Genomic DNA, 17,647 nt, shown 5'->3' on the forward strand with positions numbered 1-17,647 from the left:
CCTTTAACCTTATTACTTTAACCTGTCGAGTAATTTTCTTCCTAATGAAAAAAATCTATCATCACCAATACTTGCTCCATATGTTATATCTGCTATAGCCATTTTCACACTCACAATTTTAAGCTGAAGCTGCTTTTCTAAGCTGTCATCTAATCCATATCCTTCAAATAATGCTTTCCTCAATCTAAGTCTATCTTGAGTGTACCTTTCAATTACTACTCCAAAACTATCAACATCAATTCCCCAAAGCATATTCTCGAAATCTATAAACCCGGTAAACATACCATTTTCATCTACCATCCAGTTATTTTGCGAAAAATCCCAGTTTGTAGGGACTGACCTACTGTTTGTAAAAACATCACTTTGCTTCATACACCATTCAACTAGTTTCTTATCGCTATTATTAAGCAATTCTTTATCATATCCTGATTTTAAAATATCTTCTAAGGCTGAATTAATATAATGAACTGGGTCTGTTTTCACATTGTTTTCAAGAGGCAAGCCATCAATTCCTAGAATTCCAAAAAATGTTCCTTCAAAATTATCATGTAGCCGTCTGAGTAATTCTCCTGCTTTATAGTAAGCTGTTTCCAATATAGTTTCGTCATTAATTTGATATTCATTTATTGTTCTGCCATAGATGGGAGTAGTTATTATTCCATAAAAGTTATCATCACAAAAATAGTGTATCAGTATAGGTGCATATTCTTTAAATATATGAGTCCAGTTTTTATATGCATAAACTTCAGGACTCCAATGGCTCAGTCTGTTATATACCTTAACAAACATTCTCTCATTCTTAGCATTGATTTCTAATACTCCTGTCCTATTACTACTATTCCTATGATCTCTAATAATTTCAAATTCTCCTACAAATGAATTAATCGTATTAGCAGCTTTTTCATTAATAATCATTTTCATTCTCCTCACCTACTACTATATAAACCTCCAATAATGTAAAAAATAAACATAAACAGGGTTTAGTCTTACTGATTTTCAAGTCTCATACTACAAATCAGATTCATAAAATTGATATAGTTTATTATCTAATTTGCAGAATATCTCGTAAATTGATTTCTTTAATTGAGTCTACAACAATATCTGCATGTGATAAGTTTTGATTACCAGAGTTAATATTTCTATATCCTATACATCTCATCCCGGCATTTTTTGCAGCCAAAACTCCATTTGTAGAGTCTTCAATTACAATACATGCTTCAGCTTTAACTCCTAATTGATTAGCTGCCTCAATATAAACATCAGGTGCTGGCTTCCCCCTAGGCACTTCTTCTCCACTTACTATACACGAAAAATAGCCTAGTAAATCAAACTTCTTAAGTACCTCTTCTATAAATCTTCTTGGTGATGAGGAAGCAATTCCAACTGGTACAGAGTGTTTTTTCAGTTGAAATAGTAACTCTGTAATACCTTGTATAGGTGAGATGTCTAATTCTCTTATAATTCTAATTTTATTTTCTAATTGATAGTTAATAATTTCATCAATTGATTGGATTAAGCTGTACTCATCCTTTATTAAAGACCACATTTCAGGATTTGTCATACCAACATACTTCTCCAGCTCTTTACTTGAGATGCTAAATCCAAAATAGTCCATAGTTTTAATATCTACGTCAAAATGAATTGGCTCACTATCTATGATTACTCCATCCATATCGAATATAACTGTATTCACATTTTATTCCTCCAATTTTTATTTATCAATTAATCAATATTCATAAAACAAAATATAATTCCTTGATATTAACATCTGGCTTAAATAAGAATACTATTTTATTATGATTTCTGTAACTGCTCAGTAGCTCCTAATGCTCTAATACTATTTGTAAGATTTTTATAATCATATATGGTACGCTGTTTATAACATTCCTATATTACCTCTTGCTTTTTTAGTTCATCATATCTTGATACAAATTCTTCAACTATTGGCTTTATTGTTGAACTTAAATTTGAAGGTATGTCGGTTAATGAAAAAAACTTTGCATCTCGTCCTTCTGAAGGGTCAACAATAATTTCTCCAGAGTAGTCTTTACATAAATATGTAGCAGTTACGTTATAAACTTCATTCCCATCTGGGTACTTATAATATAACTCCTCACCTGAATAAACATTAAAAAGTCTCATTTTACCACAAACTAATCCCACTTCTTCAAATACTTCACGACTAGCGGTTTGTTCGAGACTTTCACCAAGTTCCATCGCTCCACCTGGTAACCCCCACCAATCTCTATCTATACGATGATGTAATAAAATATCATCTTTTTCATTTAACAATATAACGTTAGCTCCACACATAATTATTGGCTTTGTTCCTATGTATTTTCTTAAATCACCTATATAATCTCCCAAATCTATCCCTCCAAGTTTTTGCAAAGACATTCTTCTTATTGCATAAAAAAGAAATAAATGATTAAATCTGAAGTTCTATTCTTCCAATATTTTGTAGTGCTTTATTATATACAGATGGAAAGTTTTGTGGATTTTTCAATGTTTCATAAACTACACCTTTCCCGAAGCAATCGTGGATAACTCCCCAAATGTCATTTCCTAAAGAATATAATCTAAAATGCTTTAATTTTGGTATATCACCAGGTTTTTGTTCTTTTGTAAGTGGATTCATCCAGTACTCTTCAATATGTGTTACTAATTCCTCTGTAGTTCTTATTTCATTGTTTCTAATTCTTCTAATAGTGGCTTTAAATTGTTTCATTGTATCGTTAAAGTCACTGTTTAAATATTCCCAAGTAAAACTATCTAATCCAATATTTTTAGGTCCATCATTTATTGGTTTTGATAAAACTCCTTCGGCATTATTACAATATTTAACCGCTAACCCTTCACCTGAAAAGTATAAATAAAATAGTGATTCTAGAGTTAAAGCATTAATATCAATACTTTCATGGATTAAATTCATGCCTACATGGTGTACTTCATGAGCAATTGTCGAACAGAAATCTTCTAATGTTTTTTCTTTAATAAGCTGCAAAAAGTCAAAGTGCATTCCATTTCCATGAACATACCCAAAACTTTGACCTATTCCTATTGTGAAAATAAATTTTAATTCAGGAAGATTTAGATCATCGGGTAGTCCTTTTAAAGCATAATTAATTTGCGCCTCAAAAACATCTCTCTTAAACCATTTGTGTATCTCTTTCTCCTTGTCTAAAAATAAATCCAAATTATCTAATAAATACACATAATATTTGTGGTGAATCTTTAGATCATTATTATCAATACTCTCTTCGTTCAACTTAGGTAGATTAAGAAAATAATCAATGAACTCTTCTCTAGATACCCTATTCTTATATCGCGAAAGCTCAAACATATAGTCTTCATGATTTAACAATTCCTTAATTTCTCTTTCTTTAATATTCCCGTTTTTTAACTCAGCACATAATTTAAGCATAGTACGAATGCTTGAAAAATTGATACTAAATTGCATATAAAATCCCCCTAAATTATTATATTAAAATGGTGATTATAGACAAATTATTATATCTGGCTTATCTAAACAAATCTCATGATCACTATTTTTAGATATTACCAATTTACCTTTATTAGAAAACGTCGAAGTCCTAACAGTTTCTGTATTTTATCATGTACTTTAGCTACCCAGCTTCCTATACTAATATACACTTCATCTTCTCCCCATTTGACTAACATTAATAAAGCTCTTTTTTCAATCGTCTCACAGTTCTATAATCTATCGCATAATATCGTGAATAAGTGTTAACAACAATATAGATTATTCTCATTTTATTTAATGCATTTGCTTAATAGTATTCTTTTATCATTCTAAATCATGAGAGTATATTATATTAAAATCATTTTCATTCACAACAGATAGTTCCATCCTGATAATTTTTCCGCTAAATTGAGCAAATCTTTTTGACATTTCAGCAATAATAGCACCTAAGTCTTCTATTTCACTGTGATAAAGAGAAATATGAGGAAGCCATAACCCACTATCAGCTCTTGTCCAAGTATTGCAATAAGAATCAAACTCATGATGATATTCATTATAATATTCTAACAATTTTCCTGAAGTAGAAGGTATGCATGCTATACAGTTAGTTGTTAAAAATCCTATCGCTGAGCAATTAATTTCAAATGATTTTTTTCCTTCTGCAAATTTCTTGGTATATTGCAGAATTTTATCTATATCAGCATCAATAAAACTTGCAAATGTAATATGCCCATATATCGGATTATATTCAATATCGAATATTTCCAAAGCTTTTCTAATATCATCTAATTTTCGATTAGTCATTTCATCTAATATCCAAATAGCACATATTTTTCTGCCCATTTGAATCTCCCCTCATTATATAAATAACACCCTCTATAATAGCCTATAAATCCTATATCTAGTATAGAAAAATACTTTTTCTTGTTAAAAAATTAATTTATCTTCAAAGATTCATATTTTGTTGTTAGGATAGGTAAAGAATACGTTTTTAGTCCATAATCTTTTGCCATCAATATGAACCTTCTCATGTGCAATGGCTCACTTACTACTACCAATCTGTATTATAAATACTACCTTTTAGTAGCAACAAAGAAAATTTCTGCAAAGTCATTTACGACTTCTACTTGTGGGTCTTTCTTAATCATATTTTCCATCATTTTTACCCCACTATTAAATTCATCATCACTAATAAGTGTAAGTACAGAAATATCCCGATTATATACATAACCCATGAAATCAGCTATTTTACCTGCCTCCATTTTATATTCCATGTGTATCTTTACATCAAAATCTCTAATACTGAGTTCCTTAAAGATTAATTCCTTGTTCCAAAATCTCTTTAGATCTTCAGAATATGCAGAAGGGAAAAACTCATATATCCACCATTTCTTCATATCATGTATTGAAATATTATGCATTTTAAAAATACCATTTCTTTTCACTACTCTAGCTACCTCATCCAAGACCTTTGGTTTTTCCTGATAGTGCTGAAAAGCATAATTATTTACAATAAAATCAAAATACTCACTATCATATGGAAGGTATTCTGCTAGCCCTCTTTTTAATAAAGCCTTACTCGTCTTATCTTTTGCTTTGTCAAGCATGTCTTGAGATGCATCAAGCCCATGCCACTCAATATATTCTTCATTAAAGTATTGGATTTGTTTAGATAAATATATGCCTGTTCCACAAGATAGGTCAAGAAACTTCAATTTTTGATTATCCGACCCCTCAATAATCTTTTTAATATCAATATCAAGCTCAATATTATGTCTGAATTTATTTTTATCGTATTTCTTTGCAATCTTACTATAGTTAGTCTCCTTCATTCATATAACCTCCTAAAGAATCAGTTTCAAAAATATTACACCTTAGCAATATATGTCCTATATCTATAGGAATCGTTCCTTAGTTGCCATGTAAATTCCTGTTTCATTATGTAATTAATTCAACTGCTTCAATTAAAGATTTAATTGTATAGTCAGGTTTCTCATCATACTCCCACTTTATGCCATTACGATTTATCCAGCAACTCTTTATTCCTACTTTATTTGCTCCAACAATATCTGATGCTGAATCCCCAATATGCAATATCATTTCAGGTTTAACATGATAATGCTCTAGAACTTTAAGAAATATCCTACTTTCACGATCATTTTTGTAAGAGCCAATTCTTTCAGAAATAAATATAGTATCAAATTTAAATTTCTCTAGCAGAGGTTCAACCATAATTTCATCAGCATCACTGACTAAGCAAATTGGTACTTGTCCATTAATTAATTGAAAAAATTGAATAGTATCATCATAGAAGCTTGAATTCCCATGCTCACATAAAAATATTTCAACCGCATTATGTGGGTTAAAGTCCAGTTTTGTTTCAGATGAAATTTCTTCAAACCATGGCGTAAATATTGTCTTAAGATTTTGAAAATCACCTATTTTACTTACAGTATTGTAATATTCTCTATGGAATTTACGACTCACGAGTTTCACACATTTTTCTTTTGCTTCAGATGTATATCTATCTTTCAAAATCCTCTTCCAAATAAATGGTATTCTTGTATTTACATCTACCAATGTTTGAAACATATCTATACATATTAGCTTATATTCCATATAATCCACCTCACATTACTTAATTATTTAGCTTCTTTAAGTAAAAGTCCAATCAAAAATATTAGTCATGTATGCAATTGTATTGTACAAAACTGTGCTAACATACAAAAAGATATTTATGTATATCAATCCACTGATTAAAACTACATATAAAGACTGATATCACTGTTCATTAAGAAGAAATGTCCTTTTAGTCTTGTCTCAGCCATTGTGATTTGTCTCATTGTCATCTTCCTATATCAATTTATCTATATGTGTTTATCTCTTTCAGCATATAATCTGCATACTCAACTAGCCTATCTTTGTCATAGTTTATGTCCTTTAATTCATTCGTATATATTTTTACAGCATCCTCTATAATCTTTCTATATGGTTGAGGCACTACTTCTTTACCCCAATTTCCACCTTCAAGCTTTGAACAGATAGCTTCTTCCTTCAGATAGCATAGTACTCGACATAGGTTCAAAGTAATATATACTGGATTTTTTATTATTTCTTCCTTTGCATTTTCTATATCATACAAGATAGAGTCTATGTAATCCTCTTTAGGTACGCCGCCAAATGTCTCTTCGATTTCTTTGCCATACAAACATATGCCCCTATGCTTAACTATTGTCAGATGGGCCGCTAAATCCCGGTCTGTCATACCTCCACAAATATATTTTTCATCTGATAAATACCTATCCCTATGATAATCTGAATAGTGTAATTCAAAGGGGGTAGGATAGACGAATTTTCTTGCGTATTTTTCTAGGATAATACTCATCTCTATACCTTTCTTAGGTAAATTTTCTAAGTATATGATTGAATGAATAAGATTTTTCTTTTCATTCATATCAATAGGCTCTCTTACTACAACAAGAATATCTATGTCGCTTGTATTTGTATAACATCCCATCGCTAGTGAACCATGCAAATATATGCCAACAAGATTTTCATCTAGTTCTTTTCTGTATCTTTCAACTACAATATCTAAAATATTTATGGGCTCCATCTTATCACCTCATTCAAATAATAGCCTCATAACTGACCTTTGCTCCTCTTCCACATTTTTTCCATCTGGTGTTACATGAAATAAAACCTCATCCCTTGACCATAGTTCTCCAATAGGTTGAAGTATGAGACCTGCACACCTTTTTAGCATTTCAAATTGTATATTAACGTCATTTGAGTTATACATCTCATTAATAATATTAAATAATATTGGATTATTATTTTCAATAAATTTAAGATGTGCTTTTGGCTTTCCTATTTCAAGGTTTTCTATTCTGGCATAACATTGCAAAAACCAATCAAATGAGGAAAAGATAAAATACTTAGAATATAATTCGTTATCATGTAATCGATGGTCTAATTTATCTATAACATGTTGAAAAGTGAATCTAAAAGTATTGATCTCACAATCAGACAAATACTCTGGAACCTTCCAAGTTGTTTTTATTCTATCTATAATATTTTGGATTATATTATCTCTATCGAAAATTATTCTACAATTCAAATGAGCTAATAGAAACTCATTTGATGGAGCATCAGATAAAAAATCTTCAACAGATAAAAGCATACAGTCTATTGGTATACCTCCTATATGAAAGTGTACACCACTAAAATTATGGGATATTGGCTTATTGAATATAATAGTTAAATCATAATCACCACCAGTACTCATGTCTTTATATGTTCTGCCTCCATACTCAACTATTCCTACAATATCATCTTTCTTCTTCAAGTGTTCAATAAAACAATCAATATCCTCAAATTGGTTAGTATCCTTCAACACGTATTTACCTCCTTCTTCATGATATTATTTATATTTTACGTTTTGGTTGTATTTAAAATAAGTATGAACTATGTTAGAAGCATATAGGCTTGATACCATAAGTAAAGAATAGGTTGATTCATGATTATTGCAAGTTTCAAATTTAACGTAGAGGTACTCTAGATAGAGCATTATTGATTATTTTTGAAATATGATCTTAAATGTATGGTCATGTATTTCCTCTTTTATCACTTTAAAACCAGTCCTTAATCCCATATTAATAAAATATTGAATATCTTGCTCTTTATCCTTTCTTAAAACGCCATAACCTGTTTCTATTCGTTTATCAGGTGTACTTACTTCAAGATGTATAACAAAAATATCTTTGGTACTATTATCATATTTAGGGATGGTAGCATCCCATAGAATAAATTTGCCACATTCGTTTAATACTCTGTAAATTTCATTGAAAATCTTTTCATGTTCAGCTATGCTAATATACATTAATGTAAAAAAAGAAGTTACAGCATCAAATGAATTCTCTAAAAAAGATAATTTGCTTGCATCCATCACTATTTTTAATGGTCCATCTGGAGATTCCTCCAACTCATCTTTACTTCGGTCAATAGCGATTACTTTGTCTCCGTAGCATAACCCAATTACACCTTCACCACCGCCACCAATATCTAAGATTCTATTTACATCTAGTTCTTTTTCTATTACTATTTTTTGGTTTTTGATAACATACATTCGTTCATCCTGATTCATAATTATTCACATCCTTTTAAAAATTATTCGTCAAAATGGCCATTTACAAAACATATATGGGCTTCTGAGCCATAAAAAAGCTATAATATTTCTATAATTGTTTCGGAATATCTATTAGATCAAATTCTTCAGAAGTCATACCAAAATAAATCTCATCATAAAAACTACCGTTGGTATAAACCATCCTTCGTAACCTACCTTCTTGTTGAAACCCTAAAGATTCATGCAGTTTTAATGACCTTTCATTGAAGGAATAGACGTATGCATTAACCTTCTGGTATCTCAATTCCCGAAAATAGTATCTTAGTACAATTTTGATTGCTTCCTTTGCATACCCATTTCCCCAATAGGACTTTTCCAAGCCTATCCCATATTTAAATGTGCCAACTCTTTTATTGCATTCAAATGTATTTATATTACCTATGGAATTGCCTTTTTTATCCTCAATAATCCATCGGAACTCATCATTTCTAGGCTCCTTCTTAATAGCATTTTCTTTCCTTTCTCGCATTTTTTCTCTCGATTGCGGAAAATGAATCTCATCACAGAACCTATCTAAATCTGTATCTGCCTCAAGGCCTGCTTTAAAAAATTCGTCAATGTCTTTTAATTCTACTGCACGAAGACTTACTTTTTCACCAACCCAAAAATTACTAGTCATTTGATTTCAACCCTTCTTTCATTCATTGTTTACACACCCTTACAAATGATAATGAAAAACTTCTTGTAAATCTGTCCCTTTTCGTCAATAAAACGAACACGTTCTTCACCTTTAATCTCATTTGATGATTTAAATGTGATATTAAGTATTGACTTAACAACTAAATTGTTTTTGAAACAACAATTTCTTCAGATTTAATTTTAAACCCTAAACTCTTAGCCAAACTAATCGACGCAATGTTTTCTGAATCTACCCAATATATAGGAAGAATATTATTGCTAAAACACCATTTCACTGCTTCAGCTACAACCTGCTTTCCCAAGCCTTTGTTTCTACAATCTGACTCAGTCCATACAGCAATGTTTCCTCCACCAAAATCTATATCAGAAATTTTGCATGCTGATGTGATTTTATTACCTTCTAGTACAACAAATTTCCTGCCTTCCAAAACTTCATGCTTTTTCCTTTCCCAAATCTCCATTTTTTGAGCATTATCTATATGGCCTAAATTATCCATAAAAATTTCTTTTGTTAATCTTACAGCACATGAATTTAACGAATCTAAAATATCATTATCTTTGCTAAGGGTTAATCTGTACATTTTTCTAACATTAAAGCTTTCTATTTTATTGCTGAAAAATTTTCGAAATATATTAATGACTTCATCTACATTGTTAATAACTTGTCCTTGGAGAAACTCAAATAAATCATCGAAATATTGAGGAGCTACTGAAAAAATCAGACTTCCCTCTACATGAGTTGATATTAAGTACTGAACAAATTGTCCGTTTAATGGTTTATTTCTTTGATCAGTGTTAAATATTCTTTTCCCTTTATTTAATTCTTTTTGGTCTATACCTAAGTATTCATAGAAATAGTCTTGAAATCTGAAACTCAAATAGTCGTCCTCCCCTATTATCTTAGATTTAAGTTTTTGAATTACAATGTTAGATAATGTCCTAACTATGCCTTCTTATAAAGTAACTTTTTGTTAGCCCATTACATATAAATCCATTTCTAATATAAAACTTTTGAGCTATTTTATATAATAAATTGCTAATCTATTATTTCCATTTATCATAGAAGAACATATCATTTCTGTTCTCGTTGCTTTTTTGTATAGGAGTCTCATCTGCATACCCCATAGGAACAAGAAGCTGACATGTGATATGATCTGGTAACCCTAGTATTTTATTTATTTTTTCTATATCAATAAAGTCAACTAAACAACCACGCAAATTATGGGAAACAGCAGTGAGAATCATATGCTGAGCAGCTATGTAGACAGGTGTGCTCTGCATTAAAGTTTTACATGCCTTACGATTTTTATATTCCCTAAGAAAATTGACAATGTCTTCTCCATATCTAAGCTTATTTCCAATTACTCCGTAATCATCTTTAGTTTGCTCTCTAATGTCCCAACTAATATCACAGCAACATGCAAAAATAACAGGTGCTTTTGCAACCCACTCTGCCCATAATGTTGCATGTGAAATTTTTTCCTTTACTTTAGCATCTTTTATTACTCCAAAATAATAATTACAGGTATCTGTTTCAGGAGCAAGCTTTGCACTTTCTAAAATATCATTAATGACATTATTGCTTATATCTATATCTTTAAATTTCCTTACTGATCTTCTATTTCTCATTACCTCTAATAATTCCATAATATCCTCCTTTTTTAACAACTAGATTCTCACTTATATAACCACAGTTTATCTAGTTTAAGGTATTTTGTACTCTTTATAGTATGGTACGTTCAAAGAAATTTCTAAATCCTTCTGTAATTTCTCTTTCATTTTTGTTACTTCTCTCTAAGTCTATGAGATACTTTTTTGTTTCTATATCTAACGAAATAGAATCCATTGGAAACCCTGTTTTTCTTCTATGATGTGCTTTTGATGTTATTATAAAATGATCTGCTATATCATCTCCATCATATTCAATAACATTATTTTCATCTATAACCAAGCTTATGGCGTTCTTAAATTTAGCTTTAGGTTCTTTTCCTAACTTTTGAACAAGATTTGAGTAATATTCTATAAACTCTTCATCACTTAAATATTTATTATTTACCCTCCTAGCATGAACACCTGGCTGGTTTTCTTCTTCCAGTCCTTGTATATATAACCCTGAATCACAGGAAAAAGTAGGTATTCCAGTAGTCTTATAATACGTTGTGGCCTTTATTCTAGCATTCTCTAATGGCGTACCCCCGCTTTCATCAATATCAATATCTAAATCTATGTCATATAATCCAATAATTTCAATGTTTAACCCATGAAGCATTTCTTTCATGTGCTTAAGTTTACTAGGATTTGATGTCCCATATAATAGCCGCATTAATCTACCTCCAATCAAGTAATGACTCTATTTATTTTCTCAATATTATGAATCAGACCTTCTGAATCTACACAATTAAAATAAATAATTGAGAATATACTTTCTAGCATGTCCTGGCAAGATCTTTAAAGCTTTTAAACTATACTTCAGGTCCACAATTATAAACATACATAGTTTTCCTTACTTTTATAGCATACTTAGATTCATGCATAAAAATTAATATTAGTATTTATGAGATTTCATCAAATATCACACCTCTTATTTTTAAACCAAACTAAGGTTCCTCCTGCTGTCGTAAGCTCTAGCATCTCATTTTTTACATCATTTTTTAGTTGTTGCAGTCCTTGTATATATTCATCATCTCCAATTAAATGAAACATTGAGTATCCTTTCTTCTCAACAAGTTCAACAAATTCTTGTCCGACCTTTACTAATTTATCGTCACAGTATGCTACACTCTTAAGATATTCTAAGCCTTCATTTTGTCCAGCCAATATTATCCTTTCAATATCAGGATATCTTTCTTTATCAACTTTAGCTGTTGCTGGAAAATATTTTACGTAAAATCTTTTTTCAATTTGCTTATGAGATTGAGTTGCTATGCAAATTTTTCCATTAATTTTCAATATTCTTTTTAGCTCATTAAACATTGTTTCTATATTTGGAACATGATGTATTACATCAGTCATATATATAAAATCAAAAAAATCATTTTCAAAAGGAATTTTTTCATGATTTCCTTTTAAAATATTAATATTAGGGTTTTTTATTTTTGCCTTTTTTCTCATACCATCTGAAGGTTCAACTCCAAATATTTTAGCCCCTGTAACTCTTCGTAATTTATCTGTATAATTTCCTGTTCCACAACCAAAATCCAATATCCTAGTTCCATCACTTATTTTAACTTCATCAAGAAACAAGTTTATCAGCTTCAAATCTGCAGTTCTTACATCATCATACTTTTTAGAGATTTCATTATAATCTACCTTCACACAATAACCTCCTTTTAGACATGTACAGACAAGAATTAAAAAATGATATTTTTTCCATATAAAAAAATACACTCATAAAATCTAAGTGTTAAGTTTAAACGTAGTAATACTTATGCAAGTGCTGTACTGTATAAGGTCATTTGAAATTAAATCTATACTTTAGCTCACCCACTTGCCCATCTAGCTCATAAATAAAAGAAATATTATCTACTTCAAAGCTCCAGTTAAAATCCACAAAGGATAGTTCTTTTATTACTCTTCCAATATTTTCTTTTGTAACATCCCCATAAGCTAAGCTAATATGTGGAACCCATGATTGTGGGCTATAATATTCACTTATTTTTTCTCCAACTTGTCTTAATCTTTCCCAAACAGAGTAATGAAACTTTAATAGTTCTTTATCTTTAACCACTGGTATAAAAACAACTGGACATTTTCCAGTAAACAGCCCTACTCCTGTTGTTTTAACTCTAAATGGCTTTGTAGACATGGCAATATCATTAAATATACTTTTCAATCTATTTAAATCATAGTTTTCTCCAATTTGCCATGAAAAGTGTGGGTACGGTGTAACTTTAATTCCTGTTAATCCTATTTCTTTTTCTAATTCATTCCATATATCCTTAACCTCTTTGTAATATGGTTGAGGTAACAGTGATACTATCCCATGCATATTTACACCCCTTTCAAAATCTTACTATAATCAACTCAGTTCCTAAAAATATTACACTAACGCTCTAAGTCCTTAGATATGCATTAAATTAGTAAATTTTTTCTTGTATTTACAGTATTACTATTCTATTTTTTTATATATTTTCCTTTAATATTTTACCTATATTTCATGATGAATAGTTTAAAACAAAAAACCGAGCTTCTGCTCGGCAATTAATATATACTACTAATCAGTCTTATTAATTAAATTATTCAGTCTTATTTTAGCTTCTTTGGAAGTACTAACGTCCTTACCCCACCTTATCTTTACTCCACCAGTACCAGCTCTCCCTGTTTGTCCTTTTTCAGATGCCTTGAAAGTACCTTTTAATATTGCTCCGTCTTCCACTAATATACTTCCAAATTCTATGTCTCCAGTTATCACTGCATCTTTATCCACATATACTAAACCTGAAGATATTATATTGCCATATATTCTACCGTTTATAGCTATATCCATTCCAGTTATATTTCCTTTAACAGTGCCTATAACAGTAACTTTTCCAGTAGCATCTATATTGCCTTCTACGAATCCTAATATGTCAACATCTTTTGCCGCTATATCACCATTTATTTTAGCTTCTTTATCTATTATTGTTCTATTGCTCAAGTTCTCTTGTGTTAAATTGGTAACTTTTTTAAACAACCCATATACCCCCAAGTTTCGAATTGCATCTTATTAGTCAGTTTATATTATCCTCTTTATCAGTGTAAATTATTCTATTTAAGTATATTTTTCCTTTAACCTAATTAAATTTTGCATTAAAAAAACTGTGAAAACATTCACAGCTTTTGTCAATTATTATATTTTATTAAAACAATACTCACAGCTTAACCTGCTCAAAAATCTAATAATTAATGTTCTTTTTATCTATACATAATTTCTAGTTGTTTTTGAATATCTTCGTTCTCAATATACTCATCAAATGTCATCTGTCTATCCATTATTCCATTTGGAGTTATTTCAATAATTCGATTAGCTATTGTATGAACAAATTGATGATCTTGAGATACGAACAAAATAGTTCCTGGGAAACTAATCAGCCCATTATTTAATGCAGTAATAGATTCAAGATCTAAATGGTTAGTAGGCTCATCAAGTAGTAATACATTAGCACTGCTTAACATCATTTTAGATAACATACAGCGAACCTTCTCTCCTCCTGAAAGAACACTAGCTTTTTTAAGTGCCTCTTCCCCTGAAAATAGCATTCTTGCTAAAAAGCCTCTAATGAATATTTCTGATTTTTCCTCTGAAAATTGACGTAACCAATCAACAAGATTTAGGTCTACATCATCAAAAAACGATGAGTTGTCTTTAGGGAAATATGATTGAGAAGTAGTAATTCCCCATTTATAACTCCCATTATCTGGCTCCATCTCTCCCATTAATATCTTGAAAAGAGTAGTTTTTGCAATCTCATTATTACCTGCAAATGCTATCTTATCTCCTTTATTAACAACAAAGCTGATGTTGTCTAAAACTTTTTCACCATCAATAGTCTTACTTAAATTTTCAACGAAAAGCAAATCATTACCTGCCTCCCTCTCTGGCTTAAATCCTACGAATGGATATCTACGAGAAGATGGTTTTATATCCTCTAGCGTCAATTTGTCTAATTGCTTCTTCCTTGAAGTAGCTTGTTTTGCCTTAGATGCATTTGAGCTAAATCTTGCAATAAATGCCTGTAGCTCTTTAATTTTTTCTTCTTTCTTTTTATTCTGATCTTTAGCCATCTTAAGTGCTAACTGGCTTGATTCATACCAAAAATCATAGTTCCCAACATATAACTGAACCTTGCTAAAATCTATGTCTACCATATGAGTACACACTTTATTTAAGAAATGTCTATCATGAGATACTACGATAATGGTACTTTCAAAATCAATTAGAAAGTTTTCAAGCCATGATTTAGATTTTAGATCCAAATGGTTTGTAGGCTCATCTAATAATAGTATATCTGGATGCCCGAATAATGCTTGAGCTAAAAGAACTTTTACTTTCTCTGCTCCATTGAGCTCTTGCATTTTTTTGTGGTGTAACTCTTCAACTATACCTAAACCCATCAATAGCATTGCTGCTTCTGCTTCAGCTTCCCAACCATTTAGCTCAGAAAATTCACCTTCTAGTTCTGCAGCTTTTATTCCATCTTCATCAGTAAAGTCAGGTTTAGCATATAGTGCATCCTTCTCTTTCATTATTTGATATAGCCTTGAATGCCCCATTATAACAGTTTCTAAAACTTCAAACTCATCAAATTGAAAATGATCCTGCTTTAACACTGCAAGTCTTTCTCCAGGAGTTATATTTACTTCTCCTGTATTAGGCTCTATTTCACCAGAAAGTATTTTTAAAAATGTCGATTTGCCTGCACCATTTGCTCCTATTACCCCATAACAATTTCCTGGAGTAAATTTTATATTCACATCATCGAATAATTTTCTTCCACTATAGCTTAAACTAACATTGCTTGTACTAATCATATCTACTTACATCCTCCATTGCATTTATTGTCATTGAAACTCTCGCATATTATATCATAAAGTAACCAACTAAGCTATAGTATATTAGCTAGGTTTATTTTGTACTAATTGATAATCAATGTTATAATATTAAAGAATTTATTATTATCAAGGAATATTATACTTAAGAAATGGAGGTATATTTAGTGAGAAAAAGAATAGCAATTTTTCTTATTATAGTATTATTAAGTACTCTAATTGTGTTTGCTACTGGATTTAAACAAGAGACTGAAGACAATACTATTGACGCACGCGGGAAAGTAATTGAAGTAATATCTGATGTTGAGAACAATAATGGAGAACAAGGAAGCTTAGAACTTTCTACACAAGTGGTAAAAGTAAAAGTATTGAATGGCAAATATAAAGATGAAGAATTTGTTATTGAAAACAATATAAGTGGTAATCCAGCTTTTGATATAATAGTAAAAGAAGGTGACAAAGTTTTACTTGGTATTGAGGAAAGTCCTAATGAAGCTCCTCAAATCTATATCACTGATTATATAAGAGATACATATTTATTTATACTTTTAGCAACTTTTATTATTTTACTGATAGCAATTGGTGGAATAAAAGGAATAAAGTCTGTAGTAACACTAACGATAACTGCGACTACTATCCTTAAGCTTATGTTACCATTAATACTTAAAGGATATAACCCTATCTGGGTAGCAATATTAGCAGCAGTAATCATTACAGTTTTAACGTTTATAATAATTGCTGGATTAAATATAAAGTCGATTTCAGCAATTGTAGGTACTGTTGGCGGAGTAATATTTGCAGGTATTCTAGCTTACATAATAGGTTCTCTAGTAAAATTAACTGGATTAAGTAGTGAAGAAGCTAGTATGCTCATGTTTATTCCACAGCAAATTACTTTCGATTTTAGAGGATTACTTTTTGCTGGAATAATTATAGGTACTTTAGGGGCAGTTATGGATATTGGTATGTCAATTTCATCAGCTATGTATGAAATGAGAATGATACACCCAGAAATCAGCCCAAAAGAATTAATAAAATCTGGGCTCAATATTGGTAAAGATGTTATGGGTACTATGTCAAATACTTTGATATTAGCATATACTGGTAGCTCCATCCCATTGCTGTTACTATTTATGGCTTATGAAGCCTCAATAGTGAAAATATTAAATCTAGATTTAATAGCAACTGAAGTTGTAAGAGCTTTAGTTGGGAGCATTGGACTTATCGTCGCGATACCAATAACAGCTCTATCAACTGGATTAATTTTAAAACTTAAAAAATAACAGAGTAGAATTATTCTACTCTGTTATTTTTTTGCATGATACATTTTGTATATTTAATTATTTGGTTTATTTTTTTATATGTTTTAATATCAAAATTAATTATTTTAATAAATATATTAATTATTTTAATTTCGACATTGACTTTTTGTTTTTATATCAATATAATTAAGTTAAAGATAATAATATTTAATTTAATTAAGGTGTTTTATTAACTTTCAAAAGGAGGTTTTTAAAAATGATGTATCAGCAATATTATATTTTATATCTAGGCGAAAAGCAAAGCACATATATAAAAGATCTAGGTTTAGAAATATATAAAAAGCTTGAATATCGCTAACAACTCTACGATAAAATAAAAACTTATAAAAAAAAACAGATGCTTAAATTACTTAAATATACAGTATATAAAAAGACAAAGTCACTTAAAGGCCACGGTTTCATAGGAACAATTTAAGAAAAGCAAACTGAATACGGTCAAAAAGAAATAAGCGAGGTGCCGATGCACCTCGCTTATTTCTTTTAAATAGC

20 protein-coding genes are annotated in these 17,647 nt (G+C 30.2%); 1 reads left to right on the plus strand and 19 read right to left on the minus strand.

The genetic code is table 11. The annotated features are described in order from the left end of the window. Window positions 1–12: 12 nt before the first annotated feature. The 19 genes from HNR33_RS13770 to HNR33_RS13860 all read right to left on the minus strand — a co-directional run bounded on the left by HNR33_RS13770 (window position 13) and on the right by HNR33_RS13860 (window position 15,818). A complete protein-coding gene (locus HNR33_RS13770; RefSeq protein ID WP_429084352.1) occupies window positions 13–915 on the minus strand; it encodes an aminoglycoside phosphotransferase family protein in 903 nt (300 codons plus the stop codon). 127 nt (window positions 916–1,042) lie between these two features. Continuing rightward, the gene (locus tag HNR33_RS13775; protein WP_429084354.1) at window positions 1,043–1,693 is read right to left on the minus strand and encodes an HAD family hydrolase; all 651 of its coding nucleotides are present in this window, start codon (window positions 1,691–1,693) and stop codon (window positions 1,043–1,045) included. 194 nt (window positions 1,694–1,887) lie between these two features. Beyond that, the gene (locus tag HNR33_RS13780; RefSeq protein ID WP_429084356.1) at window positions 1,888–2,367 is read right to left on the minus strand and encodes an NUDIX hydrolase; all 480 of its coding nucleotides are present in this window, start codon (window positions 2,365–2,367) and stop codon (window positions 1,888–1,890) included. A 61-nt stretch (window positions 2,368–2,428) separates the two neighbouring features. Next, window positions 2,429–3,460, minus strand: coding sequence for a DUF5700 domain-containing putative Zn-dependent protease (locus tag HNR33_RS13785; RefSeq protein WP_429084358.1), 1,032 nt, complete (start codon window positions 3,458–3,460; stop codon window positions 2,429–2,431). A gap of 98 nt (window positions 3,461–3,558) precedes the next feature. Beyond that, on the minus strand, window positions 3,559–3,681 hold the full coding sequence (locus HNR33_RS13790; protein WP_429084360.1) for a hypothetical protein: 123 nt from the start codon (window positions 3,679–3,681) through the stop codon (window positions 3,559–3,561). A gap of 127 nt (window positions 3,682–3,808) precedes the next feature. Then, on the minus strand, window positions 3,809–4,327 hold the full coding sequence (locus HNR33_RS13795) for a hypothetical protein (RefSeq protein WP_429084362.1): 519 nt from the start codon (window positions 4,325–4,327) through the stop codon (window positions 3,809–3,811). A 230-nt stretch (window positions 4,328–4,557) separates the two neighbouring features. Further along, a complete protein-coding gene (locus tag HNR33_RS13800) occupies window positions 4,558–5,316 on the minus strand; it encodes a class I SAM-dependent methyltransferase (protein WP_429084363.1) in 759 nt (252 codons plus the stop codon). 106 nt (window positions 5,317–5,422) lie between these two features. Then, window positions 5,423–6,103: an HAD family hydrolase gene (locus HNR33_RS13805; protein ID WP_429084365.1), complete on the minus strand. Its 681-nt coding sequence runs from the start codon at window positions 6,101–6,103 to the stop codon at window positions 5,423–5,425. Between the two features lie 244 nt (window positions 6,104–6,347). Further along, entirely contained in the window at window positions 6,348–7,097 is a 750-nt protein-coding gene (locus HNR33_RS13810) for an aminoglycoside adenylyltransferase domain-containing protein (RefSeq protein ID WP_429084367.1), read from the minus strand. Between the two features lie 9 nt (window positions 7,098–7,106). Next, window positions 7,107–7,880, minus strand: coding sequence for a hypothetical protein (locus tag HNR33_RS13815; protein WP_429084369.1), 774 nt, complete (start codon window positions 7,878–7,880; stop codon window positions 7,107–7,109). A gap of 177 nt (window positions 7,881–8,057) precedes the next feature. Continuing rightward, window positions 8,058–8,627: a class I SAM-dependent methyltransferase gene (locus HNR33_RS13820; protein ID WP_429084371.1), complete on the minus strand. Its 570-nt coding sequence runs from the start codon at window positions 8,625–8,627 to the stop codon at window positions 8,058–8,060. A 91-nt stretch (window positions 8,628–8,718) separates the two neighbouring features. Then, window positions 8,719–9,288 (minus strand): GNAT family N-acetyltransferase, encoded by a 570-nt coding sequence (locus HNR33_RS13825; protein WP_429084373.1) that lies wholly within the window; start codon window positions 9,286–9,288, stop codon window positions 8,719–8,721. 160 nt (window positions 9,289–9,448) lie between these two features. Next, a complete protein-coding gene (locus HNR33_RS13830) occupies window positions 9,449–10,186 on the minus strand; it encodes a GNAT family N-acetyltransferase (protein WP_429084375.1) in 738 nt (245 codons plus the stop codon). Window positions 10,187–10,352: 166 nt separating this feature from the next. Then, the gene (locus HNR33_RS13835) at window positions 10,353–10,955 is read right to left on the minus strand and encodes a nitroreductase family protein (RefSeq protein WP_429084376.1); all 603 of its coding nucleotides are present in this window, start codon (window positions 10,953–10,955) and stop codon (window positions 10,353–10,355) included. Between the two features lie 76 nt (window positions 10,956–11,031). Next, on the minus strand, window positions 11,032–11,631 hold the full coding sequence (locus HNR33_RS13840) for a non-canonical purine NTP pyrophosphatase (RefSeq protein ID WP_429084377.1): 600 nt from the start codon (window positions 11,629–11,631) through the stop codon (window positions 11,032–11,034). A gap of 242 nt (window positions 11,632–11,873) precedes the next feature. Beyond that, window positions 11,874–12,623, minus strand: a complete 750-nt coding sequence (locus HNR33_RS13845; protein ID WP_429084379.1) for a class I SAM-dependent methyltransferase — start codon at window positions 12,621–12,623, stop codon at window positions 11,874–11,876. Between the two features lie 136 nt (window positions 12,624–12,759). Then, on the minus strand, window positions 12,760–13,296 hold the full coding sequence (locus HNR33_RS13850; protein WP_429084381.1) for a 2'-5' RNA ligase family protein: 537 nt from the start codon (window positions 13,294–13,296) through the stop codon (window positions 12,760–12,762). Between the two features lie 225 nt (window positions 13,297–13,521). After that, window positions 13,522–13,980, minus strand: a complete 459-nt coding sequence (locus HNR33_RS13855) for a bactofilin family protein (protein WP_429084383.1) — start codon at window positions 13,978–13,980, stop codon at window positions 13,522–13,524. A gap of 221 nt (window positions 13,981–14,201) precedes the next feature. After that, on the minus strand, window positions 14,202–15,818 hold the full coding sequence (locus HNR33_RS13860) for an ABC-F family ATP-binding cassette domain-containing protein (RefSeq protein WP_429084385.1): 1,617 nt from the start codon (window positions 15,816–15,818) through the stop codon (window positions 14,202–14,204). A gap of 185 nt (window positions 15,819–16,003) precedes the next feature. Between HNR33_RS13860 and HNR33_RS13865 the strand changes: the two genes are divergently transcribed. After that, complete coding sequence (locus HNR33_RS13865) at window positions 16,004–17,119, plus strand: YibE/F family protein (protein ID WP_429084386.1); 1,116 nt, start codon at window positions 16,004–16,006, stop codon at window positions 17,117–17,119. Window positions 17,120–17,647: the final 528 nt, after the last annotated feature.

Origin of the sequence: Brassicibacter mesophilus (assembly GCF_050433385.1) — a bacterium.
Classification (GTDB): domain Bacteria; phylum Bacillota; class Clostridia; order Tissierellales; family Proteiniboraceae; genus Brassicibacter; species Brassicibacter mesophilus.

Bases quoted from the DNA above. Each gene is read 5' to 3' on its own strand.
- HNR33_RS13850 (WP_429084381.1), bottom strand. From the start codon at position 13,296: ATGCATGGGATAGTATCACTGTTACCTCAACCATATTACAAAGAGGTT.
- HNR33_RS13790 (WP_429084360.1), bottom strand. From the start codon at position 3,681: ATGTTAGTCAAATGGGGAGAAGATGAAGTGTATATTAGTATAGGAAGC.
- HNR33_RS13840 (WP_429084377.1), bottom strand. From the start codon at position 11,631: ATGCGGCTATTATATGGGACATCAAATCCTAGTAAACTTAAGCACATG.
- HNR33_RS13770 (WP_429084352.1), bottom strand. From the start codon at position 915: ATGATTATTAATGAAAAAGCTGCTAATACGATTAATTCATTTGTAGGA.
- HNR33_RS13795 (WP_429084362.1), bottom strand. From the start codon at position 4,327: ATGGGCAGAAAAATATGTGCTATTTGGATATTAGATGAAATGACTAAT.
- HNR33_RS13785 (WP_429084358.1), bottom strand. From the start codon at position 3,460: ATGCAATTTAGTATCAATTTTTCAAGCATTCGTACTATGCTTAAATTA.
- HNR33_RS13810 (WP_429084367.1), bottom strand. From the start codon at position 7,097: ATGGAGCCCATAAATATTTTAGATATTGTAGTTGAAAGATACAGAAAA.
- HNR33_RS13820 (WP_429084371.1), bottom strand. From the start codon at position 8,627: ATGAATCAGGATGAACGAATGTATGTTATCAAAAACCAAAAAATAGTA.
- HNR33_RS13805 (WP_429084365.1), bottom strand. From the start codon at position 6,103: ATGGAATATAAGCTAATATGTATAGATATGTTTCAAACATTGGTAGAT.
- HNR33_RS13825 (WP_429084373.1), bottom strand. From the start codon at position 9,288: ATGACTAGTAATTTTTGGGTTGGTGAAAAAGTAAGTCTTCGTGCAGTA.
- HNR33_RS13835 (WP_429084376.1), bottom strand. From the start codon at position 10,955: ATGGAATTATTAGAGGTAATGAGAAATAGAAGATCAGTAAGGAAATTT.
- HNR33_RS13800 (WP_429084363.1), bottom strand. From the start codon at position 5,316: ATGAAGGAGACTAACTATAGTAAGATTGCAAAGAAATACGATAAAAAT.
- HNR33_RS13860 (WP_429084385.1), bottom strand. From the start codon at position 15,818: ATGATTAGTACAAGCAATGTTAGTTTAAGCTATAGTGGAAGAAAATTA.